Raw genomic sequence first — 23627 nt, forward strand, 5'->3', positions numbered from 1 at the left:
TGCGTTAAAAACGTCGTGCCGGGCTAAACGCCTCCATCGCAATGCTGCTACGCTCGCCGTGCATCATTTCGGCCAGCAACATACCGGTGGCTGGGCCGAGGGTAAATCCCTGATGACCATGACCAAACGCACACCACATACCTGGCTGGCCCGGCACCGCGCCGATCACCGGTTTCATATCCGGCATACAGGGACGCGCACCTTTCCAGGGTTCGGCTTCCACGGCGGCACCCATAGGCACCAGCTGGCGCGCCACCTGTTCCACTGCCTGAAGCTGAACAGGGGTGGCAGGCGCATCAATATGGGCCAGTTCCGCTCCGGTGGTGATGCGTAAACCGCGCGCCATCGGCGCGAGCAGATAACCCCGTTCTTCATCCAGCATCCAGTGGCGTGGCGTTGCTCCCGCTACCGGCTGGAAATGCTGATGGTAACCGCGCTTCACAAACAGCGGCGGGCGATAGCCAAAATCACCGGTCAGCTGTGGACTCCAGGGACCGAGCGCCACCACCACCTGACGCGCCTGCAACCCTTCGCCACTCTGCGTTTGCACCTGCCAGCCACCGTCCGCCGTCGGGCGCAGCGTCTGGGCGTTACCCTGATGCCAGGCCGCTCCGCGTGCAAACAACAAGGCCGCATAGGCTTTTACCAGCGCGCCCGGATCGCGCACCGTCAGTGGGTCAGTCCAGTACACCGCGCCGCTTAGCGGTGCGCGTAATGCGGGTTCGGTGGCCTGTAGCTGGGCCGCGTCCAGCTTGCGATGATTTACTCCCATTGCCAGCAATTTGTCAGCGTCGAGAAAGGCCGCATCGCGCTGTTTATCACTGCGGAACAACATCAACCAGCCGCGCTCGCCCAGCAAATGGCGAGCGTTGGCGGCATCCAGTAACGCTTCATGGGTATCGATCGATAAGGCGATCAGCGAGGCGTAAGCCTTCGCGATCGGCGCATAAGCCTGGGGTGCCGAATGGGCGTAGTAGCGCAACAGCGGCGAGATGAGGGAAGGGATCGCGCGCGGATGATAACGCACATCCAGCCGACGATTGCCCGCCACGCTGAGTAAGGTACTGAGTTCACGCGGGAAAGCGTAAGGGTTAACCGCCTCGCGCTGGATAATGCCCGCATTGCCATAGGAGGTTTCTTCGCCGGGATCGCGCCGGTCCAGCAGCGCGACATCATAACCTCGTTGCTGGAGATGCAGGGCGCAACTTACCCCAACCATTCCGGCCCCCAGCACTAACACATCATGCGCCATCGCTTTACTCCGCAGTGGGTTTTTGCGCGACCACGGTGATCTCCAGCAACGCTTCCTGTAGCACCAGACCCGCCAGTACCGTGGTTCTGACCGGCAAAGGATCGCTGAACCATTTGGCATACGCCAGATTAAACGGGGCGAACAAATCGGCGTCGGTGAGATATACGGTACAGGAGAAGATATCTGCCAGGGTGCAGCCTTGTTCGGCCAGCGTGGCCTGAATGGTGTGCATCACGCGGTCAGTCTGGCGGCTGACTTCCGCCGCCAGCGAGCCATCCTCTTCAAACCCAATCACACCTGAGAGCCACACCTGATCACCGACCAGACGGACTTTGGAAAAAGGTAAATTCATGTTGTCCTCGTTTACTTTCCTAAAGGGAGATAAAAATCCGCCATACTGGCGATGGGCGACGCCTGACGCAGCGCGGCAATGTCCGGTTGCGGGCGCGCCAGCTGCGGATCATGGCTAAATTTCTGCTCCAGCGCTTTGGCCACCCGCAGCACGCCCGTGTCGTCCCCACGCTTGCCGATGATCTGCAAACCAAACGGCATCCCCTGCGCATCCCGCCCCAGTGGTAAGGAAAGGGAGGGCAGCCCGGCCAGCGAGGTGACATACGCCAGCGCCAGCCAGTGATAATAGGTCCGTGTCGGCTGGCCGTTGATTTCACGCGGATAAAGTTCGGTCCACGGACGTGGGCTGATGGTGACCGCTGGCGACACCATATAATCATAGTCGTGAAAAAACGCTTCCCAGCGCCGATACAGCTGGGTTTGTAAATCCAGTCCGCGCGCGATATCCAGCGCGCTGTAGCGCAAGCCTTCTTCAATATTCATGCGGACGTTTTCCCCCACTGACTGCGGCTGCTGCTGATACAGTTCACGTGTCGCGGTGAGAAACAACAGCGAGCGCAGGGTTTCGAACGCCTCATTCGCTCCCTGGCAATCCGGCGTCGCCTGTTCGGCGCTGGCGAACAGCGGGGCGATATGCTGCATTTTGCCGTGAAAGCACGCCACCACGCCTTGTTCGGTCGGGGCAAAGCCGAAATCACTGCTCCAGGCCAGGCGTTGCGAGGAAAGATCGATCGCGGCCAGCGGGAAGAACTCCTGTGGTTGCCGCAACTGGCGTCCTGGCACCACATGCGACAGGGGATCGCGCGCATCTTCGCCCTGCATCACGCTGAACATCAATGCGGCGTCATCCACCGTGCGTCCCATCGGACCCAGGGTGGAGATTTGCAACCAGGCGCAACCGCGTTTCTCTGCCGGGATGAGGCCCGCCGTCGGGCGGAAACCGACCACACCATTAAAGGCCGCCGGGTTACGTAGCGAACCGCCGGTATCGGAACCGGTTGCCAGCGACACCATGCCGCAGGCCAGCGCCGCCGCAGATCCGCCGGACGATCCTGCGGCCGAGCGGGTGGTATCAAACGGATTACCGGTGGTGCCATACACCGCGTTGCGTGAATTCCCTCCGGCACCCCATTCCGGCACGTTGGTTTTGCCGACGACGTTAGCGCCCGCGGCCCGCAATACCGCCACCAGCCGCTCATCCTGTTGCGCCACGTTGTGACGTTTCGCCACGCTGCCGAAGGTGGTTGGCAATCCGGCAGCGTCGATCATATCCTTCACGCCCAGCGGCAAGCCGTGTAATGGGCCGAGAGGTTCACCGCGCAGCAGCGCTTTATCCTGCTTTTGTGCCACGGCGCGCGCCGTGGCGAAATCACAGGCCACCAGCGCATTGACCGCCGGATTGACCTGTTCAATCCGGTTGATGCAGCTTTCCAGCAGCTCGCTCGGGGCGATGCTCTTTTCGCCAATCAGACAGCGGGCTTCAGTGGCCGGGAGATCGCATAACGTATCCATCGCATCATCCTTCTTTAATTTATATGTTCGGGTTTGCACTGACGCGTAGCGGCGCGATTTATCGCGCAGGTTTTTCAGGTGCGCAATTCAGAAGGCGCGCACCGGTTTTTTCCGTGCGGATGGTCAGGCTCATCAGCGTGGAGAACGCCGCGGCCCCCATCAGGAACAGGAAAGCGGAGCCAAAGCTGAAGTGTTGCACCATCAGACCAATCGCCAGCGGGGCAATAAAACCTGCCGCCTGGCCGCCAAAGTTGATCACCCCGATACCCGAACCTACCATGCGCGGGGCGAGGATTTTGGTCGGAAGTGCGACAGCCACCGCCAGCACAAACGATTTAAAGAAATAGGTGAATGCCTGGGCGACAATCACGCCGGTCAGCGTTTCTGCGCGGTACATGCAACCGATAGAGATGGCGGTAAACAGGGCGCTGAACAGCAGCATCAGGTTTTCCCGGCCATTAAAGAATTTCACCATCACCCAGCCGCCGATAGCGGTCGCGATGCCCGCCATCAGATAGGGGATCGGCAGCAGCACGCCGACAGCCTTTAGGTCGAGGTGACGCTCGGTCATCAGATAAACCGGCATCCAGGAATCCAGTCCTTTGTTGATCAGGCTCAGGCCAAACCACACCGCGGCGATTTTCCACAGCAGCGGGTGTCGCATGACGCTTTTCACGTCCTGAAGGTTAATCCGCTGCCGCTGTTCGCTGTCACTCGCCGGGGTGTTGCGCACGGTCAGGCTATATATCAGCACAAACACCAGCCCCAAAATCCCAATCAGCATAAAGGTGTGACGCCAGTGGAAATGCAGCAGCAGTGGGGCAATTAACAACGGGGCGATCATGCTGCCGATATAATTTGACGACACCAGCAACGAAGTAATTTTGGGCTTCTGTTCGGTGCTGTAGTTTTCCGCCGCATTCTTAATGGCTGCCGAGGGGAAAGCGCCTTCGCCCAGACCAAACAACAGGCGGATGAATAATAAAGATGCCAGTGACCATGCCAGACCGGTCAGCAGGGTGAATAATGACCAGAAACCGATCGCCATAATCACCACCGACTTAGCGCCAAAACGGTCGGCCAGCCAGCCGCCCGGCAACTGCATCAGCCAGAAGCCAAAATAGAACACGCTTAACACCAGACCCAGTTCGGCGGGGCTGAGGTGCATTTCCGCCGTCAGCGCCGGTGCTCCCATGCTCAGCACCACACGATCAATAAAGGCGATACACCAGGCGATATACAGCAAAATAACCACCCAATGCCGGTAAAACGATGAAGGTTGCATGGCAGTTCCTTATTAGCCGGAGGCGTGAATTTCTCAGCGGAAATTCATCCTGCCATGCGCTCAGGGTTATCACCATTTCAACTTTTTCACGTTATCCATAGCAAAACGGCAAAGATAACGTGGTGATAAGGCCTTATTATTTCGCGCCGCCAGAAACAGCGAAAAAGGATTGATTCAGAGGCTGGGTAATAAGTGAATATTATGATGTGACGGCGGAAATAAACGGGGTGGATTCCATTTCACGAATAAAATGATCAATAAACGCCGTCACTGCTTTGGGTAAGCTGCGGCCCGCCAGGGTATTCAGTTCGATATTGATGCCGTGCAGATCCTGTCCCACCAGCGGGACGGCGCACAGATTATGCGCGCGGATATATTCCCGCACCGTCATTTCCGATGCGACCACCACGCCCTGCTCGTAACGTACAAAGGCCAGCAGCGCGCTGATGGAGTTGGTGACAAACACCGGCGAAATAACGATCCCCTGGCGGCTACAGCAGGCATCGAACAGGCGGCGCAACATAATTGGCCGTTCCGGCAGCCCGAGAGGATAACCACTGAGCTGCGACAGTTGTAACCCGCTGCGTCGGGCGAGCACATGATCGGGCGGCATAACCGCCACCAGGCGAGACTGCAAACGCCAGGCGACATGAATATTTTCCTCGGGAACCTGGCTGAAGGTCAGCCCGAGGTCACTTTCCCCCTCGCGCAGCCGCCGCACCACCTCTTCGGCGTGGGTGACATGCAGGCGAAAATGGATATCGGGATAATGGCGACGAAAGGAGGCGATCATCATCGGTAAAAAATCGACGCTGAAGCCTGCCGAGCTGTCGATGCGCACTTCACCTTTACGCAGTCCACTCAGTTCGGCCAGCTCATGCACCACCTTTTCACTTTCCAGCTGGGTGCGGATCGCCCAGGCCGCCAGCAATTCCCCGGCGGCGGTGGGGATCATCCCTTCCTTACGCCGCTCGAACAGGGTTTCCCCCAGCCGATCTTCCAGGCCACTGATCTGACGGCTGATGGCGGAAGCAGCCACATTCAGTTTCTGTGCCGCCAGGCTGAGTGAACCCGAGCGAACCACTTCCAGAAAGTAGCGGACGGCATTTTCCTGCAGGTGGCGTGCTTTCATACTCAGCCTTGTTTCGTTAATGATGAATGATTTGGTCGAGAAAATTTCGTGCGCGCGGTGAAGCCGGGGTGGTGAAAAAGGTCTCGGTCTCGGCGTCTTCAATTATTTCCCCGGCATCCATAAAAATGATGCGGTCAGCAATCTTACGGGCAAAGCCCAGTTCATGGGTGACACAACACATGGTCATGCCTTCAGCAGCCAGTTCCGCCATCACCGCCAGCACCTCCGCCACCATTTCAGGATCCAGTGCCGAAGTGGGTTCGTCAAATAACATCACTTTGGGATTCATCGCCAGTGCACGGGCGATGGCGACACGTTGCTGCTGACCACCAGACAGCTGCGCCGGATATTTATGCCCGTGACGTTCCATACCCACGCGTTGCAGCAGTTCCTGCGCTTTATCTAATGCCGCCGCACGCGGGCGTTTCAGGTTACGCATCTGCGGCACAATCAGGTTTTCCAGCACCGTCATATGCGGGAATAATTCGAAGGACTGGAACACCATGCCAACCTGCTGGCGCAGGGCGGTGAGATTGGTTTTCTTATCACTGAGCTTCATGCCATCCACATCGATTTCGCCACGCTGAAACGGCTCCAGCGCATTGATGCATTTTATTAAGGTGGATTTCCCGGAACCGGACGGGCCGCAAATCACCACCACTTCGCCTTTTTGAATATTCAGCGTGCAGTTTTTCAGCACCGGCAACTGACCATAATATTTCGACAGATTATTAATGGCGATCATGCGTTTTTCTCCTGCAACAGGGTAAGCAGACTATTGGCCACGATTTTGGTGGCATGCTGTAAATCATCGAGATGCACGCGCTCATCGGCACGGTGCCCATTGGCCTCAAGGAAGCTGCGTGGCCCGGCACCGTACATAATGGTCGGAATGCCTGCGGCGCTGTAAAGGCGGGCATCGGTATACAGTGGTAGCCCGACTAACGGGATCGGCTCCCCCAGGATTTCTTCCGCCTGCTGGCTGAAGATCCTGGCCAGCGCGATGCTCGCGGCAGAGGAGGTAAAAGGGCGCGCCAGCAAAATACGTTTTACCTGGCAGGTAATGCCGGTCAGCTGCTGTTCCACACTGGCAATCAGCGCCATTAATTCCTGTTCAACCGCTTCCGGGTTTTCTTCCGGGATAATGCGGCGGTCGAGGCGAATGACCATATTATCGCTAACCACATTGGTATTAATGCCACCCGATACCAGGCCGATGACCAGCGTAGGGGAATCAATGCCCGGAACCTGCGACTGTTTTTCTGCCAGCGAGTCGCGATAGTGATACAACGCGCTCATTAAACGGTTCCCGGCTTCGATGGCATCACAGCCGCTGGCAGGAAAGGCAGCATGGGCCGATTTACCCTGCACGGTAATTTCCAGATGCAGACAACCATTGTGCGCGGTGACGACAAAGTAGCTGAGTGCGGCACAGACCACGTAATCCGGTTTGCTGATGCCGTTATCCAGCAGCCAGCCAGGACCGGTTGCGCCACCGGTTTCTTCATCGTAAGTAATGTGCAGTTCGATGGTGCCATTCAGCTGCGCTTCACTGTGGATCAGGGCCAGCAGGGCGTAAGCATACGTGGTGATGTCTGATTTCGACACCGCTGCCCCACGGCCATATAACCAGCCATCTTCAATTTCAGCGCCGTAAGGATCTTTGCTCCAGCCGCCTCCCGGTGGCACCACATCACCATGGGCATTGAGCGCCACCGTCGGACCTGGACCAAAACGATGACGCACCACCAGATTGGTTGCGCTGCGCATGCCGGCAGCCTGAACCACCTCATCCGGCACGGTAAAGCTCTCCACTTCCAGCCCGAGCGCGCGCAGCTGCTGCGCCGTCACTAAAGCATGAGGTGTGCAATCACCTGGCGGGTTGTCCGATGGGGTTTGCACCAGAATTTTCAGCATCTCAACCTGGTCGGGGAAATGGTTTTCAATCCATGTGGCGACACGTTGTTTACTCATTAACAGCAGTCCTGTGATTATCGAAACGGGAAATATGGTAAGGCGACAGATTGATCTCACTGCTGCCACGAAGAATAAGTTGTGCCAGGCTGCGGGCCACCACCGGCGACAGGGTATAGCCATTGGACGTCACGGCATTGTAGAAACCGGGCATGCCGGGCACCTCGCCAATAATCGGCGCGCCATCAATGTTGATATTCATCCCGGCCCAGCTGCGCACCATATGCAGGCCACTCAGGGCGGGCAGCACGTTATTCGCTACCCACAAATTGCCTTCAATACTTTCACGCGAGGGCTGATTCATACGCATGGCCGGATTAAATTGCGCGCTCCAGCCACCACCAATTAATAAGCTGCCGTACGCCGTCTGTTTCAGGCTGAGATGACGACCCGCGTGTGCAATCAGGTGATCAACCAGCGGCGCGGCGCGCTCGGTGACAATCATCTGCAACGGTGCGCCTTTGACCGGCACGTTGATGCCCACCATCTCACCCACTTTGGCGGCCCAAGCACCGGCGGCATTGATCACTCGCTGCGCCTCAATCACGCCACGGCTGGTCTGCACCCGATAGCCGCCGTGAGACAGGCGTTCGATGGCCATCACATCGGTGCCACGCTGGAAACGGGCCCCCTGGGCACGCGCCAGTTGATTCACCACATAAGTGGCGCGCAGCGGGTTGATCTTGCCTTCCATCGGGCAAAATTCAGCGCCGATGAGCTGCGGGGAAAGGTTAGGGGACAGACGCGCTAATTCGCGCGCATCCAGCATGCTGGCTTCGATGCCGTAGCGGCGCTCCAGCAATATTTTTTGCTCAAGGAAGCGCATCTCCTGTTCGGTTTCCGCCACCATCAATCCGCCGGTGATCTTGATCTCCAGCGACTCGCCGCTGGCCGCTTCCAGTTCCTGCCACAGCCGGACCGAAACCGGCCCCAATGGCAGCGTTTGCGCCGCCGGACCACCACCCTGTTCGGCTTTGGCACCAAAATCGAAGGACAGCAGTTGCACATGCAGGCTGCCCGCGTTGGCCCCGGAAGCCTGTAAATTAATATCGTCGCGCTCCACCACCAGAACATCAGCGCCACCCGCGGCCAGGTAATAACCGAGGCAGTTGCCCATTACGCCGCCGCCGATGACCAGTACGTCAGTTTTCTGCGGGGGCAATGGCGCAGATTCCACCGGGCGGGCCAGGTTGGGGGTGATGGCGGGTTTGTGGCCACCCCATTCCTGTTTCTCAAAGGTCAGCGCAGCGATGGGCACCGGACGCACCGGGAAGCGGGGCGCATAGAATCCGCTGGTTTGCTTTTGGCGTCCGGTCATCTCCGTCACCAGCTGCGCCACCATGCCGGAACAGGTCCGGCCCTGACATAATCCCATGCCGGTACGCAGATTACGCTTCAGCGCGGCGGGGGTATCCATGCCTGCGCTGATGGCGCGACGTAAGCTGCCAAGGGTGATATTTTCACAACGGCAAATCACCGTTTCATCAGGCAGGGATTGCAGGCTCACCGCGGGAGCCTGATAGACCTGCCACAACGCCTGCTGAAAATCTTCTGCTTTGGCGAGGCGTGTTTTCAACTGACGGATATCGATGCCTGCCGCCGTTTTGCCGAGTGCCTGGAGCGCACGGACGCCAGCCAGCTGACCACGTACCTGAGCAATCTGCGCGCCACCCAGTCGGGCACCATCGCCCACCACGTAAACACCGGCGACGCTGGTTGCACCGTCTGCATCAGTTTTAATGGTTGGGGTGCTGAACGGGGTGGTGGCAAGTTGCTGTTCACAGCCCAGCGAACGCGCCAGATCGGTGGAGGGAATAAAACCGTGGCCGAGACAGAGCACATCGCAGGGGATTTCACGGCTCGAACCGGGAATGCGCTGCCCGCTCTGATCCACTGCCATAACGGTGATGCGTTCTAAACGATCCTGTCCGTGCGCCGCAACCACTTCATATCCCCAGCGCACTGCAACACGATTTTTTTTCAGAATCGACAGGTAATGACGTCCTTTTAACAACAGTTCAGGCGCAACTTTTGCCATGGTCAGGATCTGCCGCATCATTTTGATCCCCGGTTTAGCGGCGCGCTCCAGCACCTCAACCACCTTGCCCTGGCTGGCCACCAGCTCGGCGGCAAACTGCAAATTGAGCGGACCATTACCGCTGACCACCACTTTCTCACCGGGTATCACCCGATACGCTTTCGCCAGCGTCTGGCCTGCGCCGGTCGTCATCACGCCGGGCAAAGTCCAGCCAGGAAAAGGTACCGGGCGCTCATAGGCACCGGTGGCGATGATCAGTTGTTGAGGACGGATCAGCAGCGATTGATCCTGCCAGATAACGCCAATTTCCTGCGCTGAAAAGGCCGCCCATACGGTGGCCTGTTGCAGAATGTCGACCCCGGCAGCCAGGGTTGCGTTCAGCAGTGTTTCGCCATCGCGCCACTGCGGCGGCATTTTGCCATGCAGGGTATGAGAAGGGGCCAGCGGCTTAAAAAACTGGCCGCCGCTCTGCGGGCGTTCATCGATCACGATGACTTTCGCGCCCGCTGCGGCGGCGGTACGCGCAGCGGAAAGCCCGGCCGGACCTGCGCCCAGCACCAGCAGATCGCAGTCGCGTGTTTCAGGGGTGAGGTTACCTGGCGGCGGAGCCAGAGGCTGTGTGGGCGGCTGCGGAGTGCGCTGGCTCTGCACCTGCATACCGTCCTGCACCAGGGTCATGCAGCTGCGTTGCGATCCTTTGCCATCCACCTGCACCACACACTCGTAGCAAGCACCCATGCCGCACCATAAACCCCGTTTGTCGCCCTGATCGGTCTCACGGATAGTGACGATATTTTGCCGCGCGAGTGCCGCCGCAATGGTTTCGTCAGGCAGGGCTGGTACGGCTTTGCCCTCAAACCAGATGGTCAGAGTTTTGCTGGCAGGAATGATGTTGGGAGATTTGAGTTCCATAACGCTTGTGATCCGACAACGCTTGTGTATACATTATGTATACGGTATACAAACGGTATGCATCAAGCAATTTCTTAAGGAACTCAAAACATGGCGCAGTTTCGCGGTACTTATACGGTGTTAATTACTCCTTTCACTCAGGATGGTTTAGCAATTGACGTGCCAGCTCTGGAAAAATTGGTCGACTGGCAAATTGAGCAAGGTATTCATGGACTTATCCCGCTGGGCAGTACCGGTGAATTTTTATCAATGACCCGCGAGGAGCGCCAGTTGGTCACCGAAACGGTGATTCGCACCGCAAGAGGGCGTGTACCGGTGCTGATGGGAACCGGCGCGGAATGGACGCCGGAATGTGTGGAGCTGAGTAAAGAAGCCGAAGCGATGGGTGCGGATGGCGTGATGATCATCCCGCCATTTTATAGCTGCCCGAACGAAGACGAATTGTTTGCCCATTACCGTGCGGTGGGCGAAGCGCTTTCCATTCCGATCATGATTTACAACAACCCGGCCACCGCCAATGTCGATTTGCTGCCGAAAACCGTGGCGCGTTTATCGGAAATCGACACCGTCAGCTATATCAAAGAATCCACGCTGGAAGTCACCCGTGTGCGCGACATCATTGAACTGTGCGGCGACCGCATGAATGTGTTCGCCGGTATCCTCGGCTACGAATCCTTCTGGCTCGGTGCCTGCGGCTGGGTGGCGGTGGCTTCTAACCTGTTGCCCTCGCAGTGCGCGCAAATGTTTGAGGCCGCGGTGGACCGTCTCGATCGTAATGAAGCGCTGGCGCTGTATCACAAAATTCTGCCCGTGGTGCGGGCAGTTGGCGGGCCACATTATGTCGCCGCCAGCAAAGCGGGCCTGTCGATGATGGGGCTGGAAGTGGGCATCCCGCGTGCACCGCGTCTGCCGCTGGCCAGCGATTTGCACCAGGTTCTGCGTCATGAATTAGAAAAACTCGCCGTGCTGAACAGCTTTCAGCATTGATACCCGTCCTGTTTTTGCTTATTCGGAGAATGTAAATGATGACCAAAAAAACGTTGATAGCCGCTGCATGTCTTCTTACGGGTAGCCTGTTTATGCAAGCCAGCTTCGCGGCCTGTACCCCGATTGAGGGGGCAAACCTGGTGACAGCGGGTGAGTTAAAGATGTCCACTAACCCGACCTTACCGCCACTGCAATATGTTGATGGCGAAGGCCAGTTAAAAGGCATGCGCATCGAGCTGGGCGAGGAGATTGCCAAACGTCTGTGCCTGAAACCGGACTACACCCGTATTGAATTTTCCGCGATGGTCCCTGGTTTGCAGGGCGGACGCTGGGACATGATCAACACCGGCATTTTCTTCACTCCGGCACGCGCCAAAATCATGTATCTGATCCCGTATGAAAGCCAGGCCATCAGTGTTTCCGTGGCGCCTGCCGACAGTGGCAAAATTGCCAAAGTGGAAGACCTGGCGGGTAAAAGTGTGGGAGTGGAAATCGGCGGTTTTGAAGAAACCACCATCCGCAAAATCAGCAAAGAGCTGGAAGCCAAAGGCCTCAAGCCGGTTGATATTCATACCTTCGATAACTTTACCGTGGCATTCCAGGCGTTACGCGCGCAGCAGGTCAGCGCAGTGATCAGCATCGACGCCGTTGCCGCGGATTATCAGCACAAAGGGATGTTTAAGCAGGTGCTTTCTGGTATCGACCCGACACCGGTTGCTATTGCATTCAAAGACGCGCATCTGGCAGATGCCACCGCGAAGGTGCTGAACCAGATGAATGCCGATGGCAGCTTACCGGCGCTGTTTAACAAGTATGGCGCGAAAATGATCACCGGAACCTTTAGTGTTCAGGGTCCCCACTCGTAACTGTAGGAAAGCTAATTATGATTCAGGGCTGGAGCTGGGAAGGGTACTTCCATTATCTCACCAACTATTTCATTTTCATGGGGGCGGTAAACACCGTCCTGTTAACCCTTGCGGGTATGGCTGGCGGGCTGGTATTGGGAATATTACTCGCCTTTGCCAGACTCTCTCCCTGGTCATGGATTAACCAGATTGCCCGCACCTATATCTGGATTTTTCGTGGCACGCCATTACTGGTACAACTGATTATTATCTATACCGGCCTGCCGCAGATTGGCATTCGCTTTACCGTGATAGAAGCGGTGGTGATGGGGCTGGTGCTGAATGAAGCGGCCTATCTGGCGGAGATTATTCGTGGTGGCGTGCAGGCCTTGCCGAAAGGGCAAATTAATGCCGCCAAAGCACTGGGCTTTAATCAGCTGAATGTGGCGCGTTACGTGATTTTCCCGCAGACCATGCGTTTAATCCTGCCGTCGTTAGGCAACAGCTTTAATGGATTATTAAAAACCACTTCCATCGCTTCGGTGATTTCCATGGAGGAGTTACTGCGTCGTACCCAGATATTGATGCAGGAACAATTTATGGTGCTGGAATTGTTTATGGTGGCCGCCACCTATTATCTGCTCCTCACCACCCTGTGGGACTTTATCCAGCGTAAAATCGAACGTCACTACGCTAAAGCGTATCAAAATACCACCCACAGCAGTGAACCGGTTAAACCCAGCTTTAAGGAAGTTTCCAGCGCTTACACCCGGGAGACGCAGCCATGAAATCCTTTGATCTGATCATTAAAAATGCGGACATCGTGACGGCAGCTGATCGTTATCGTGGTGATATTGGCATCAATGATGGCCGTATCAGCGTCATCGCCGCCACACTGGATGAAACCCAGGCGCAGCAGGTGATCGATGCCAATGGCCGGATGGTGACGCCGGGCGGCGTTGATGCCCATTGCCATCTGGATCAGCCTTCCACCGATGGCTCTGTCGGGGCCGATGACTTTATCAGCGGCACGCGTTCGGCTGCCTGTGGCGGCACCACCACCATTATTCCTTTTGCTATGCAATTCAAAGGGCAAAGCCTGCACGATGCAATCGCCGATTACCATCAGCGTGCTGAAGGTAAAGCCTGCATTGATTACGCTTTTCACGTAATCATTACTGACGCCAGCGCGGCGGTGATTGACGAGATTCCGCAGGTTATCCAGCAGGGTTACACGTCATTTAAAATCTACATGACCTATGACGCGTTAAAACTGACCGATCACCATATTCTGAATGTGCTGGAAGCGACGCGTGAAGCCGGAGCAATAGCTATGATTCACGCGGAAAATGATGACTGCATCAGTTGGTTAACCGAGCGGCTGAAGCAGCAGGGCAAAATTGCGCCGCGCTACCATGCGCTGGCGCATTCACCGATTGGTGAGCGTGAAGCCACGCATCGGGCCATCTCGCTGGCGGAACTGGTGGATGTGCCGATTTTGCTGGTCCACGTTTCCAGCCGGGCGGCCATTGAACAGATTTACTGGGCGCGTGGTCAGGGCATTAATATTTTCTCTGAAACCTGTCCGCAATATCTGTTTCTCACGGCTGAGGATTTGGGTATCGATGACAGTTTCCACGGGGCGAAATGCATTTGTAGCCCGCCGCCGCGCGATACCGACAGCCAGAATGCCGTATGGAATGCGTTAGCCAACGGCACCTTTACCATTTTTTCCTCGGATCATTGCCCGTTTAACTTCGATGATCCGCAAGGTAAGAAGTTGCATGGCGACAATGCGTCTTTTGATCTGGTACCCAACGGTATCGCCGGGCTGGAAACGCGTCTGCCGTTATTGATGAGTGAAGGGGTACTGAAGAAGCGCATTTCAGCCCAGCGTTTTGTTGATTTAACCGCGACCGCACCGGCGAAACTCTACGGCCTGTATCCGCAAAAAGGCAGCATCGCGGTGGGATCGGATGCCGACCTGGTGATCTGGGATACGGATATCGATAAAACCATCAGCAATAGCGATTTGCACACCAATGCCGATCACACGCCTTATGAAGGTAAACAGGTACAGGCCTGGCCTGCCATCACCTTATCGCGTGGTGAAAAGGTCTGGGCGGAGGGTGAATATCAGGGAAGGGCGGGGAATGGTGCGTTTCTCAGCTGTGCGGTGCCTTTCCCAATAAGCGGATAATCCGGTAAACTCATTACCCATTTTACTTTTGGACACTGCGTGAAGATGACTGACTATCAGGATCACACTCTTGCTGCGATTATGGCTGCCAAGCCGTTGTATATGAAATCAGCCAGTTTGTCTGAGCAGGTTTATGCGTTGCTGAAAGAGTTAATCCTCGAACGTAAAATTCCCGGAAGTAGTGAAATGCTGGAATCGCGACTGGCGGAAGAGTTGCAGGTTTCCCGCACGCCGATGCGTGAGGCGCTGGTCAGACTGGCGGGTGAAAATCTGCTGGAACGACGTGGCGCACGTTCCTATACCGTGCGCACCGTCGATATCAAAGAATACCTTGATACCATGGCGCTGCGGGAAGTGCTGGAAGCGGAAGCGGTGGGTAAAGCGCTGGATAAAATCAGTGCCGGTACGCTGGATGATCTGCTTAAAGAGTTGCGTGAGTTGATTGACGCCGGTGAAGCACAGGAACATCTTTTCTGGCGCTTCGATGAAAAGCTGCACAACACCATTGCCGAAGCCAGTGGTAACCTGGTGCTGGCGCAGGTGTTAAAAGGACTGCGTGTCAACGTGCGTTTGTTTCGCCTGCATAGCCCGCTGCATCGCCAGCAGGAAAACCACGCCGAGCATCTTGATTTGCTCAATGCGATGCGTGAAGGCGATCGGGAAAAAAGTCTGGCATCTATTCGTAGCCACATCATTAATCTGCGCAATAATGTGATTTCCTCGTTGTAAAATCCCCCGTCATTAATAACAAAGGCATAACCAAATGGTTATGCCTTTGTCAGACTGCTGACGAACCCCACTTTTTCCGGTGGGGTTCTTCTTTTGTAGCGACCGCAGGTCGCGATCGCGATATTTTTCGCCATCCGGCCCTGACAGGGCATTCATTTTCTTATCCGTTCACTTCGCGTCCTGAACTGCCTCTCAGCTCCCTTAACAGCCAGTTAAAAAGCATCAGAAGCGCCAGCTTCTTTATATTCTGCGCCGTCGCCGCCAGCAGGCACTGCATCTGCACCTTCATCAGACCACGGAACCGCGCATAGCGGTGACCGTGGTGCTGTTTCGCATCCGCGAAGCTCCGTTCCACCGTCTCCTTACGCCGCGCGTACACTTTCTTTCCCCATTTCGTCAGTCGCAGCTCGTTCGCCTTCTCTTTCGCCTCTTCCCACACGTGCCGCGTCACCGTTTTCTGCTGGCTCCGGCTCTGCGTACACCGCTCACGCATCGGGCATACGCCACACACCACACGGTCTGAGCGATAGTGCCGGTAGCCGTTACGGTCCGTAGTGCCATAGCACAGCTCGCTGTCTGCCGGACAGACATACAGGTCCCGCTCCGCGTCATACCGGAAGTGCTTTTTCTGATAATCATTCTGGCCTTTGTTCGGCCTGCGGTAGCCCGGCACCAGCGCGATGCCCATTTCCTGTGTCAGATGGCAGACCGCTGCAGTGAAGTAGCCTGCATCCACGCCCGCCGCGACCGGCTCCAGCCCGAACCGGCTTATCTGGCGCTTCAGCCGCCCAATGAAGGGCTGGCTGTCGTGGATATTGCCCGGCGTGACGAACGTGTCGGTGATGATGCCGTACTTCCCGTCCACCGTGCGGTGGTCCAGATAAAAGAAGCCCTGCGGCTTGTTGTCCCGGTGCATAAAGCCGCTTTCCGGGTCGGTGGTGCTGACTTTGGTATTCTTAACGGCGGCTGCGCTTTCTGGCGATTTTTTTACGCCGGGCAGCGGCTTTTTTTCACGCTGTTTCCTGTCGGCCTCCACGGCGGCATTCAGCTCCGCCAGATATTCGCTGACCCCTTCCGGGCGCAGTTCATTAATGGCTTTGCGCGGGTTCGCATCGGCTTTCAGGTGCGTGCTGTCGGTGTAGAGCACGCGGCCATTCGCCATGCCCTGACTCAGCGCCTGCTCCACGATGTGGTCAAAAATCTGCTGGAACACGTCGCTGTCGTTAAAGCGGCGGATACGGTTCTGGCTGAGGGTGGAGGCGTCCGGGACTTTCTCCGTCAGGCCCATGCGCAGGAACCAGCGGTAAGCAACGTTGACCTGGATTTCCCTGACCAGACGACGCTCAGAGGGGACACCGAAGAGGTAGCCCAGCAGCATCATTTTAATCAGGCGGACGGGGTCAATGGCCGGTCGGCCGTTGTCGGCGCAGTAGAGGTGTGCCACGGCATCGCGGATAAATTCGAAGTCAATGGCGGCATCGATTTTGCGCACCAGATGGTCTTCAGGCACCAGCTCGTCGAGGGTGACCATTTCAAACTGGTATTGCTGTGGGGCGGGTTCTTTGAGCATGGCGGTCAGTCCGTTAAGTGCACTGACCTTATTAGATCAAAGTCCCGGTCTTACGACCAGGACTTTGTCAGCAGTCTGACAAAGGCATAACCAAATGGTTATGCCTTTGTCATATTAGTTAAAGTCAAGGCATACATCTGTGTCATATTTCTTGTGAAAAACACGGATTTTTCTGTCCCTTTGCAGAAATACAGAAGCTTTGGGTGATTTTCATAAAAGATTCTTTTGCGACTAAATAACTTATCAGCAGCACAAGCGCAGTGTGCAGGGAGGCGGCTGAATGTTGCGTTTATAGATAAATCCCGCCTCATTTCTTATAGGTTATCTTATGCCAAGAGAAGTTACTCATACGCCGATATATACGATCTATGATCATGAGGCAATGACAACATCAGCGACTGGGTCAGGAAAAAAATTAGGTTATCTTAATATAGAGCTAGGTGAGGCAGCTGAAAAGTTAAAATATAGTCCGCAACTCGCTCATGAGTATTTGAGTGAAGAGGTGGCGGGGTACGCTAATTTGTATGAAAAGATCGAAAGCAGACTAAAAGAATTTATAAGTATCTATCCTCACCCGGCAGACAAACTGCTCGAAAATTACTCTCAAATCATAGTCGCTATACAAGAGCCAGGAGCGATTACGTCGACGGAGGCACGAGAACATTTAACAGCTTTATTACCTGAGGTGATTATGTCAGCGAAAAAAAAGGGAGGAGTCGCCTGGGCAACGGCATTAGTTGCAACGATAAAAAATGACCCACAAGGACGCAAAGAACTGATAAAGAAACTTGAGGAAAAGATGGCAGATCCTCGGAATGAAATTCTATGCCAGCAAGGGAAGAAAAGTACTTATGAGCGACTGGAGTTAATTAATAGTCACTCTTTATGTTGAACTGACCAATAACGATATCAAAATGACTTACGATTATGATGGAAAAACAGGAATGCTGCGTCCGAATCATAAGCATGTCGATGAAAAAGGTAAGCCAATGAGGCTTCCTGGGGGTTTTAATCTTCCAGTTGAGCAAAGATCAACACTTCAGGAATTTATGAAGAGTAATCTTTCGGGTTTTTCAGAATTAACAAAAATACAGTTAGATAATTATATTGATAATATCCCTGCCAGCAGCTACCGAGAGATGATGGCATTTTTATTTAGAGCAAAAAATGGTAAAGAATGTGAGTGGATAGCGAAACATAAACCCGTTAATGACAATGTCGGCCCAGATTTAAAGTCTCAGGTTCAACCAAAGGTGAGAAGGGATGAGGTTGAGCCTGATGTTGTTCCTGAGGCTGGACCATCGAAAAAGAGAAAAAGAGTAGCCTTATATGCTGATGGAGGGAGACATTCGGTGCTGCCGGATTCGAAACCATCAACATCCGGTGCATTATATGCACCTTACGGTAATGGTAATAGTTCACGAAGAAATGCAAGCTCCAGTTCCAGACGGAGTGAACCAGTTGCTCCTGGAAATACCAATACGCCGGACATGGTCATTATGGCAAGAAGTAAAAATGGGGATGTCTATAGCAAGACTAAACTTCAGCAAGGAGAATGGCCTAAGGAAGTTATTCATTACACTGCTTATGATTCATCAATAAATATAGACAGGGATAATCACATCAACGCATCTAATATAATCAGAGGTCATAAGACGGATAAAGTTCAGGGTTTTTTTGTTACGCCTCTCACACCGAAAGATAGCACCGAGGAAAAAATCGTCAATGAAATAATAGGGACAAACCAATATGGTGGGCGTTCAAACAGGGCCAGAATACTCTATAAAATAGATACCAGCAGGCTGCCTGAGGGAACTCATATCTGGAAGGTTTCCTATAGCAAGGATGTATTTATAGTTGAACCACCTGGTCTTGACAAGTCACTCAAAATTATTTCGTCTAAAACTTCAACTGATGAAAAAGTGCCGTGATTTGGAAGGGGGAGTTTGATAAGTACGAAAAAGAATAGTACGTATAAGGTACAACGTAGCGGCAGGGTTTATCGTGCCGCTATATTTTTTTGCCTGATTTAGCCTATTAAAAATGGAAAAATTATGAAGAATGACTATATCTTAACTCTGACAAAAGGGTGCAACGAATAAAGTAATAAGGAAGTGGCTATGACGGTAACTTTCCAGCAGCATAGAATTGCTCAAATATTCAATACGAATCGTATGCGTGTCACTCAGCATAGTCATTGCGTTAAGCATCGTCATCATCTGGTCGCCACGCTGAATAGCGTGAAAAATGAAACCACCGGCTTTACGCTGGAAAGCAATAATATAAAACGCAACCATCGACTGACTCTCTCACCGAAAAACCTCTATCAATGGGTTGTTGTTATTTCTGTTTTATCCCATGCTGCACTCGCAGCAACCCAACCCGAAATAGCAGTGAAATATTTAACCCCGGCACACAAGGTTGAATATTTTCATGCTTATGAAGCAAGGTTTATCCGGGATACCACAGAAGAAAGGAATTCATTAGTAGAAATCATTGGCCATATGAAACAATGTAAAAAGATCGTTGATCGTAATATCCATGAGATCGAGCGTTTTTTGCCCAGTCAGTCTTATGTCAGTCTGCGTTGTGAACGAGTCTTCAACACTAATCAGATCGCGAGTGATCAATTGGGAGTGAGTTTATCAGACTATGGGACAGAAACCTGCCTTCCTGATTGTGATGCAACAATAACGCTAGCTGAAGAAAATATTTTAATGCTCAATAATAAGATTGACGATATGACGCGAATGCGAATTGAACTCGACAGTGCTGTCATTACACCCGATGATCAAATATTAAGGGATGAAATCAGAAGGAAAATAAATGCCCTAAACATTACCATTACGGAGAGTCGATCACTGATTGATGAATGCAGGAGTATTCAAGCGAACGCAGGCGTAATACGTAACAAAGCACGCTTATGTAAGAATGCTTTTATTTTTAATTGTGATGGTGTCTTTTCTTCGGATGTTAGATTTCCAGACTTAAATAACAACCCACCCGATACTGCTTTCTTTAATATGCGTGCTTATGAAACCTCGTTGAAGGCGTTACGCGGTAAAATTGAAACAGAAATCGTGCTGGCGCATAACCAACTTCTCGCCTCTCCCCGCTTAGGGTGACTTCATCAGTTTTCTGACTTTTCCCTGATAATGGCGTTCGTTCGGGGCAAATATGTTACGGTATTTCACTGCAAGGAATGACAGACTCCATCCAGAATGTAACAAATGAGGAGAGTACATGGAAACCGGCAGGGTTAAAAAAATGGGTTTTAACGTTACAGCTACTGATATTGATGCTGATATCACCCTATCGCAACGGGTTCCCGTCAGGGAAATATCGAATGATAATGTTCAGCCGATTAGTCAGACAATCGAAAATCCCTATGACATATCGTCAGAAGGTAGTCTGAAGAAAATCATTTCATTGTTTTCAGAGCTGAATATTCTTCATATGGAAACGCAAACTACACCTTTTTTATCTACTATTAATCTATTTCAGCAACATTACGAAAGTAGTGAAGCGTTCCGGGCTTTGTTTGATAAAGCTTACCAAAGAATAAGTCATGCTGATTTTACAACCAGGAAAAGGTTCGCACAGATTCTTCATGCACTCAATGATTATGAGAAAGAGTTCAATGAAAACCCATTAAGTAAAGAAGTTGCATTATTTTGTAGTATGCAAAAAATTATTTCCCATGGTTCAGGTTTAATCAATGTCGGAGCACTAAAAGGTACGCTCACCTGTGATGATAATACCATTGCACAAGTGATAGAGGATTTGGAAAGCCGTTGTCTGGATAACTACCTGCGAGTCGAAACCAAAGATCATACCCCGGAGACGAGTGGCGTTTGTAATTCACCTTTGGATCTCACATTGTTAGAAATTAATGATCTGATTAAAAATTACAATGTGGAAAATAAAAGGGTGGTGCTGCTTTTCGATTTCGACGATACCATCAGCATTACCAGCCATCGATTTATGGGTATCTCTAACAAAGAGTGGGCTGACAGAGATGATGACAGGACCGCATATGATAAAGAAACGCATATCCGGGATGTTTTTCTCTCAGTTTGTGAGGGGCGGACGTATGTTGGATTTATTTCATCGCGGTCTTTTATTGATGGTGCACTTATCAAACTGGTTGATTTCTTATTCGCTAAAGATATTGCTGGGGCGTTATGGCATGACGAACCCGCTCCTGAAATGACAATTAATTTTGATGGTACGGTCGATAAAGATATTACCAAATTCCCGAATGGTGATGTCCGTTCATGGTGCTACAAAGATAAAGTTTACCTGACATCGAGGACACCGAAAATTGATATTATTAATGATATTGTGAATAAGCTGGCTACCCAACACGGTGTCAAACCGAGCGATTTCTTTGTCGCGTTTTGTGACGATGACGGTGGGAATCATGACGTCGCGCGTAATGCTTTTAAACAGATGAAACGCGACGGAGTTGAAAGCTATGAGCTTTTATCGGTGCAAACATTCCCGTATGACATGGTCGAGAGCGTGTATGTCTACCGGGATGCCGTAGAGAGAGAATCCGACGCATAATCCTCAACGGCTTCAGACGACGCTACGTGAAATCTGAGGAAAGAGCAGGGCCATGATGGCAGAATTTTGCCGTAGCGGCGTCAGGCTGGCATATGCCGTCGCGGCGCGATTTATCGCGCAATCCAGTGCGGGGTGCCAAAAACCCGCGTGATAAATCACGCCGCGACGGGAGAGGTGCGTTCCGGGGTCTGTGCAGATATCGTATTTAACATAATATACATTATAGGTACTTTTGTGGGTGTCAGGAAAGAGTCGTTACTCACTGAAACTAATCGCATCGCAAATTGTCTTTAAGGCAATGTCTGGCCTTTCGTGCCTGGCATGAAGCCTGCAATAGGCATCGAAACGTGGAAATCAATTGATATTAAGGATGAGCAAATGAGTATGTTGAAAAATCTAACCACACTCTCTCTGTTTTTGCTGAGCATGTCAGCGCTGGCCAGTACATCACCTCAAACCATCTCCGTCATAAGTCATGGCAAATCTGTTGCGTCATTTAAGGTTCCTGACAACACCAAAATTGAGATATCGGCAGATAAACATCAAGCGAGCAAATTCACAGGCAACGCCAAACTGTTACTGACCTTTCCTTCTGGTGAAGTCATGAACATTGAAGCTGATGAGCTGGCGATTGAAGCCACCGCCAGCTGAGGTTGACCCGGCAAGAAACAACCAGCTGTCTCAGCTGGTTGTTTCTCTGGCAATTACCAGCTGACGGGCTTCAGCTGCATACCATGATTACCCCGGTAATCCGGTGATACCGGCGATGTCCAGTTAGCCAGTAACTCAGACTGCGGTTTGTAGATTTCGACTCCCAGCGGTCGACACACTTTCAGCGTATCTTCCGCTTCGTCGCCCCACATCGGCAGTGACAAATCGCCGCCCGGACAGGTAGATAACGCACACAGCAGGTCAATCTCGGCGAAGAACTCCAGGTAGTCGCCCTTTTTCGCCGGACAGGCTTTCATAAAGTATTGATCATCGTCATTCAGGCCGGTGCACTGGAAGACATTCATCACATCATGAACATCAAACTCGGTCAGACCATACGGCTGCACGGCACGCACCAGGTTGGAATGGCAATGAAAATCGAAATCTTCACCGGTCAGCAGCTTGTTGACGTAAGGATCGCAACGCGTTCCCAGCAAATCATGCACCCGGCCACCATCGCTGTCGATGCCATAATCGGCCAGCGAGTCAGCGGTTATGGTCGCCATTGGGCGGATAAACGGTAAATTGGACCACAGGCGATCGTAAGTTGAAAGATGCGCACGTTGCAGCTGACGTGTGCGGGAAACCCACATTCTCTCGCGCGGATCGCGGCGGTTCCAGATGTTCAAGTCCCCAACCTGTGGACCTTCCGGTGTGGTGATACGGAAAATATGTCCGGCTGGTACTTCCCAGGCGAAACCGGTCCGAATCGGGATCAGATGGGAAGCGGTAAGTTCACGCGGTCCCTCGGCCAGCGCCTGATAGAACTGGCGGTCAACATCTAATGCAGAGCCGGATGTGCTCTGATAAGCGGCAGGATAATTCGACATCAGTATAATTCTCCATGAGAAAAAGGATGACTAAAAGTGGTGGTCAGCTGGCGCTCGGAATAGTCGAGGTAATCAATGAGCGCCTGACATGCGGCTGCGGTTTGTTGCTCGCCCAGTAATGTCAGGATCTGACGATCGCGGGCAATCCACGGCAGCTGAAAATCACGCTCGCCAGCACCGCTGCAAAACAGCAGACGTAGCTGCGCCAGTAAGACGCTGAAGAAATCGTTAAATCGTGAGCAGCCCAACATCTGTACGATGCTCTGATGAAAACGCAGGCTGTGGGTGCCCACGCTGCGCCACTGTTCTTCGGCTGCGGCCTGGGCGGCTTTGTCCAGATGCTGCGCCATGCGCGTCAGATGAAAGTCGCTGATTGGCGTGTTCACTGTCAGCGCCAGCACTTCCAGATGGCGGCGTGCTTTGAAAATATCGCGCACATCCCGCTTATCCAGCTGGCGAACAAACACTCCGCGATTCTGGTGATAATTCACCAACCCTTCGCCGTGTAAAAAACGCAGCGCTTCCCGCAGCGTATTGCGGGAACTGTCACATAACGCCGCCAGTTCGATTTCAGCCAGCGCCTGTCCGGCGACCAGGTTGCCGCTGATAATATTTTCACGCAGCAGAATCGAAATGCGCTCGAACGCTGGCAAGCCAGATAAATCAATATGTTCTGGTATTTCAATGGTTAGGGTGCGGGCTTCCCCGGCTGTTCCTTTCATAGCTGACC

At 53.1% G+C, this 23627-nt stretch carries 21 protein-coding genes; 10 read left to right on the forward strand and 11 right to left on the reverse strand.

All coding sequences use genetic code 11. The features are described from left to right. Positions 1 to 4: 4 nt before the first annotated feature. From CUN67_RS09600 to CUN67_RS09635, 8 genes are all read right to left on the reverse strand, one after another. Positions 5 to 1252, reverse strand: a complete 1248-nt coding sequence (locus CUN67_RS09600; protein ID WP_208715051.1) for an NAD(P)/FAD-dependent oxidoreductase — start codon at positions 1250 to 1252, stop codon at positions 5 to 7. 4 nt (positions 1253 to 1256) lie between these two features. Beyond that, complete coding sequence (locus tag CUN67_RS09605) at positions 1257 to 1604, reverse strand: RidA family protein (RefSeq protein ID WP_208715052.1); 348 nt, start codon at positions 1602 to 1604, stop codon at positions 1257 to 1259. 11 nt (positions 1605 to 1615) lie between these two features. Beyond that, on the reverse strand, positions 1616 to 3115 hold the full coding sequence (locus CUN67_RS09610; RefSeq protein ID WP_208715053.1) for an amidase: 1500 nt from the start codon (positions 3113 to 3115) through the stop codon (positions 1616 to 1618). A 58-nt stretch (positions 3116 to 3173) separates the two neighbouring features. Continuing rightward, positions 3174 to 4400 (reverse strand): MFS transporter, encoded by a 1227-nt coding sequence (locus CUN67_RS09615; RefSeq protein WP_208715054.1) that lies wholly within the window; start codon positions 4398 to 4400, stop codon positions 3174 to 3176. 199 nt (positions 4401 to 4599) lie between these two features. Then, a complete protein-coding gene (locus CUN67_RS09620; RefSeq protein WP_208715055.1) occupies positions 4600 to 5532 on the reverse strand; it encodes a LysR family transcriptional regulator in 933 nt (310 codons plus the stop codon). A gap of 16 nt (positions 5533 to 5548) precedes the next feature. Continuing rightward, positions 5549 to 6277, reverse strand: a complete 729-nt coding sequence (locus CUN67_RS09625) for an amino acid ABC transporter ATP-binding protein (protein WP_084874777.1) — start codon at positions 6275 to 6277, stop codon at positions 5549 to 5551. Beyond that, entirely contained in the window at positions 6274 to 7506 is a 1233-nt protein-coding gene (locus tag CUN67_RS09630) for a M20/M25/M40 family metallo-hydrolase (RefSeq protein WP_208715056.1), read from the reverse strand. The genes CUN67_RS09625 and CUN67_RS09630 overlap by 4 nt, the downstream gene beginning before the upstream one ends. Then, positions 7499 to 10456 carry an FAD-dependent oxidoreductase gene (locus CUN67_RS09635; protein WP_208715057.1) on the reverse strand — a complete coding sequence of 986 codons (2958 nt, stop codon included), beginning with the start codon at positions 10454 to 10456 and terminating at the stop codon, positions 7499 to 7501. The genes CUN67_RS09630 and CUN67_RS09635 overlap by 8 nt, the downstream gene beginning before the upstream one ends. Positions 10457 to 10546: 90 nt before the next feature. Between CUN67_RS09635 and CUN67_RS09640 the strand changes: the two genes are divergently transcribed. From CUN67_RS09640 to CUN67_RS09660, 5 genes are read left to right on the forward strand one after another with little or no spacing between them, the layout of a single operon-like run. Next, positions 10547 to 11443 carry a dihydrodipicolinate synthase family protein gene (locus tag CUN67_RS09640; RefSeq protein ID WP_084874788.1) on the forward strand — a complete coding sequence of 299 codons (897 nt, stop codon included), beginning with the start codon at positions 10547 to 10549 and terminating at the stop codon, positions 11441 to 11443. 35 nt (positions 11444 to 11478) lie between these two features. Next, complete coding sequence (locus tag CUN67_RS09645) at positions 11479 to 12309, forward strand: ABC transporter substrate-binding protein (RefSeq protein ID WP_217621302.1); 831 nt, start codon at positions 11479 to 11481, stop codon at positions 12307 to 12309. Positions 12310 to 12326: 17 nt separating this feature from the next. Further along, positions 12327 to 13076 (forward strand): amino acid ABC transporter permease, encoded by a 750-nt coding sequence (locus tag CUN67_RS09650; RefSeq protein WP_208715058.1) that lies wholly within the window; start codon positions 12327 to 12329, stop codon positions 13074 to 13076. Next, positions 13073 to 14488, forward strand: coding sequence for a dihydropyrimidinase (gene hydA / locus CUN67_RS09655; RefSeq protein WP_208715059.1), 1416 nt, complete (start codon positions 13073 to 13075; stop codon positions 14486 to 14488). Before CUN67_RS09650 ends, hydA begins: the two co-directional genes overlap by 4 nt. Positions 14489 to 14533: 45 nt before the next feature. Then, on the forward strand, positions 14534 to 15217 hold the full coding sequence (locus tag CUN67_RS09660; protein ID WP_208715060.1) for a GntR family transcriptional regulator: 684 nt from the start codon (positions 14534 to 14536) through the stop codon (positions 15215 to 15217). Positions 15218 to 15377: 160 nt separating this feature from the next. On the opposite strand, the gene CUN67_RS09665 is transcribed toward CUN67_RS09660, so the two are convergent. Further along, positions 15378 to 16787: an IS1182 family transposase gene (locus CUN67_RS09665; protein WP_208715061.1), complete on the reverse strand. Its 1410-nt coding sequence runs from the start codon at positions 16785 to 16787 to the stop codon at positions 15378 to 15380. Positions 16788 to 17115: 328 nt separating this feature from the next. On the opposite strand from CUN67_RS09665, the gene CUN67_RS09670 reads away from it, so the two are divergent. The 5 genes from CUN67_RS09670 to CUN67_RS09690 all read left to right on the forward strand — a co-directional run bounded on the left by CUN67_RS09670 (position 17116) and on the right by CUN67_RS09690 (position 22007). After that, a complete protein-coding gene (locus CUN67_RS09670) occupies positions 17116 to 17679 on the forward strand; it encodes a hypothetical protein (protein ID WP_208715062.1) in 564 nt (187 codons plus the stop codon). A 22-nt stretch (positions 17680 to 17701) separates the two neighbouring features. Continuing rightward, a complete protein-coding gene (locus CUN67_RS09675; RefSeq protein WP_208715063.1) occupies positions 17702 to 18718 on the forward strand; it encodes a hypothetical protein in 1017 nt (338 codons plus the stop codon). 189 nt (positions 18719 to 18907) lie between these two features. Then, positions 18908 to 19912 carry a hypothetical protein gene (locus CUN67_RS09680; RefSeq protein ID WP_208715064.1) on the forward strand — a complete coding sequence of 335 codons (1005 nt, stop codon included), beginning with the start codon at positions 18908 to 18910 and terminating at the stop codon, positions 19910 to 19912. Between the two features lie 118 nt (positions 19913 to 20030). Next, on the forward strand, positions 20031 to 21356 hold the full coding sequence (locus tag CUN67_RS09685) for a hypothetical protein (protein ID WP_208715065.1): 1326 nt from the start codon (positions 20031 to 20033) through the stop codon (positions 21354 to 21356). A 378-nt stretch (positions 21357 to 21734) separates the two neighbouring features. Further along, a complete protein-coding gene (locus tag CUN67_RS09690; RefSeq protein ID WP_208715066.1) occupies positions 21735 to 22007 on the forward strand; it encodes a hypothetical protein in 273 nt (90 codons plus the stop codon). Between the two features lie 53 nt (positions 22008 to 22060). On the opposite strand, the gene CUN67_RS09695 is transcribed toward CUN67_RS09690, so the two are convergent. Further along, positions 22061 to 22897 (reverse strand): urea carboxylase-associated family protein, encoded by an 837-nt coding sequence (locus CUN67_RS09695; RefSeq protein WP_208715067.1) that lies wholly within the window; start codon positions 22895 to 22897, stop codon positions 22061 to 22063. Continuing rightward, positions 22897 to 23619: a GntR family transcriptional regulator gene (locus CUN67_RS09700; RefSeq protein WP_208715068.1), complete on the reverse strand. Its 723-nt coding sequence runs from the start codon at positions 23617 to 23619 to the stop codon at positions 22897 to 22899. Before CUN67_RS09700 ends, CUN67_RS09695 begins: the two co-directional genes overlap by 1 nt. Positions 23620 to 23627 lie beyond the last annotated feature (8 nt).

Source organism: Pantoea cypripedii, from assembly GCF_011395035.1.
GTDB classification, from domain to species: Bacteria; Pseudomonadota; Gammaproteobacteria; order Enterobacterales; family Enterobacteriaceae; genus Pantoea; species Pantoea cypripedii_A.

What these genes read in the sequence shown, in the direction of transcription:
- CUN67_RS09600 (WP_208715051.1), bottom strand. Translation starts at nt 1,252, where the DNA reads ATGGCGCATGATGTGTTAGTGCTGGGGGCCGGAATGGTTGGGGTAAGT.
- CUN67_RS09605 (WP_208715052.1), bottom strand. Translation starts at nt 1,604, where the DNA reads ATGAATTTACCTTTTTCCAAAGTCCGTCTGGTCGGTGATCAGGTGTGG.
- CUN67_RS09610 (WP_208715053.1), bottom strand. Translation starts at nt 3,115, where the DNA reads ATGGATACGTTATGCGATCTCCCGGCCACTGAAGCCCGCTGTCTGATT.
- CUN67_RS09615 (WP_208715054.1), bottom strand. Translation starts at nt 4,400, where the DNA reads ATGCAACCTTCATCGTTTTACCGGCATTGGGTGGTTATTTTGCTGTAT.
- CUN67_RS09620 (WP_208715055.1), bottom strand. Translation starts at nt 5,532, where the DNA reads ATGAAAGCACGCCACCTGCAGGAAAATGCCGTCCGCTACTTTCTGGAA.
- CUN67_RS09625 (WP_084874777.1), bottom strand. Translation starts at nt 6,277, where the DNA reads ATGATCGCCATTAATAATCTGTCGAAATATTATGGTCAGTTGCCGGTG.
- CUN67_RS09630 (WP_208715056.1), bottom strand. Translation starts at nt 7,506, where the DNA reads ATGAGTAAACAACGTGTCGCCACATGGATTGAAAACCATTTCCCCGAC.
- CUN67_RS09635 (WP_208715057.1), bottom strand. Translation starts at nt 10,456, where the DNA reads ATGGAACTCAAATCTCCCAACATCATTCCTGCCAGCAAAACTCTGACC.
- CUN67_RS09640 (WP_084874788.1), top strand. Translation starts at nt 10,547, where the DNA reads ATGGCGCAGTTTCGCGGTACTTATACGGTGTTAATTACTCCTTTCACT.
- CUN67_RS09645 (WP_217621302.1), top strand. Translation starts at nt 11,479, where the DNA reads ATGATGACCAAAAAAACGTTGATAGCCGCTGCATGTCTTCTTACGGGT.
- CUN67_RS09650 (WP_208715058.1), top strand. Translation starts at nt 12,327, where the DNA reads ATGATTCAGGGCTGGAGCTGGGAAGGGTACTTCCATTATCTCACCAAC.
- hydA (WP_208715059.1), top strand. Translation starts at nt 13,073, where the DNA reads ATGAAATCCTTTGATCTGATCATTAAAAATGCGGACATCGTGACGGCA.
- CUN67_RS09660 (WP_208715060.1), top strand. Translation starts at nt 14,534, where the DNA reads ATGACTGACTATCAGGATCACACTCTTGCTGCGATTATGGCTGCCAAG.
- CUN67_RS09665 (WP_208715061.1), bottom strand. Translation starts at nt 16,787, where the DNA reads ATGCTCAAAGAACCCGCCCCACAGCAATACCAGTTTGAAATGGTCACC.
- CUN67_RS09670 (WP_208715062.1), top strand. Translation starts at nt 17,116, where the DNA reads ATGCCAAGAGAAGTTACTCATACGCCGATATATACGATCTATGATCAT.
- CUN67_RS09675 (WP_208715063.1), top strand. Translation starts at nt 17,702, where the DNA reads ATGACTTACGATTATGATGGAAAAACAGGAATGCTGCGTCCGAATCAT.
- CUN67_RS09680 (WP_208715064.1), top strand. Translation starts at nt 18,908, where the DNA reads ATGACGGTAACTTTCCAGCAGCATAGAATTGCTCAAATATTCAATACG.
- CUN67_RS09685 (WP_208715065.1), top strand. Translation starts at nt 20,031, where the DNA reads ATGGAAACCGGCAGGGTTAAAAAAATGGGTTTTAACGTTACAGCTACT.
- CUN67_RS09690 (WP_208715066.1), top strand. Translation starts at nt 21,735, where the DNA reads ATGAGTATGTTGAAAAATCTAACCACACTCTCTCTGTTTTTGCTGAGC.
- CUN67_RS09695 (WP_208715067.1), bottom strand. Translation starts at nt 22,897, where the DNA reads ATGTCGAATTATCCTGCCGCTTATCAGAGCACATCCGGCTCTGCATTA.
- CUN67_RS09700 (WP_208715068.1), bottom strand. Translation starts at nt 23,619, where the DNA reads ATGAAAGGAACAGCCGGGGAAGCCCGCACCCTAACCATTGAAATACCA.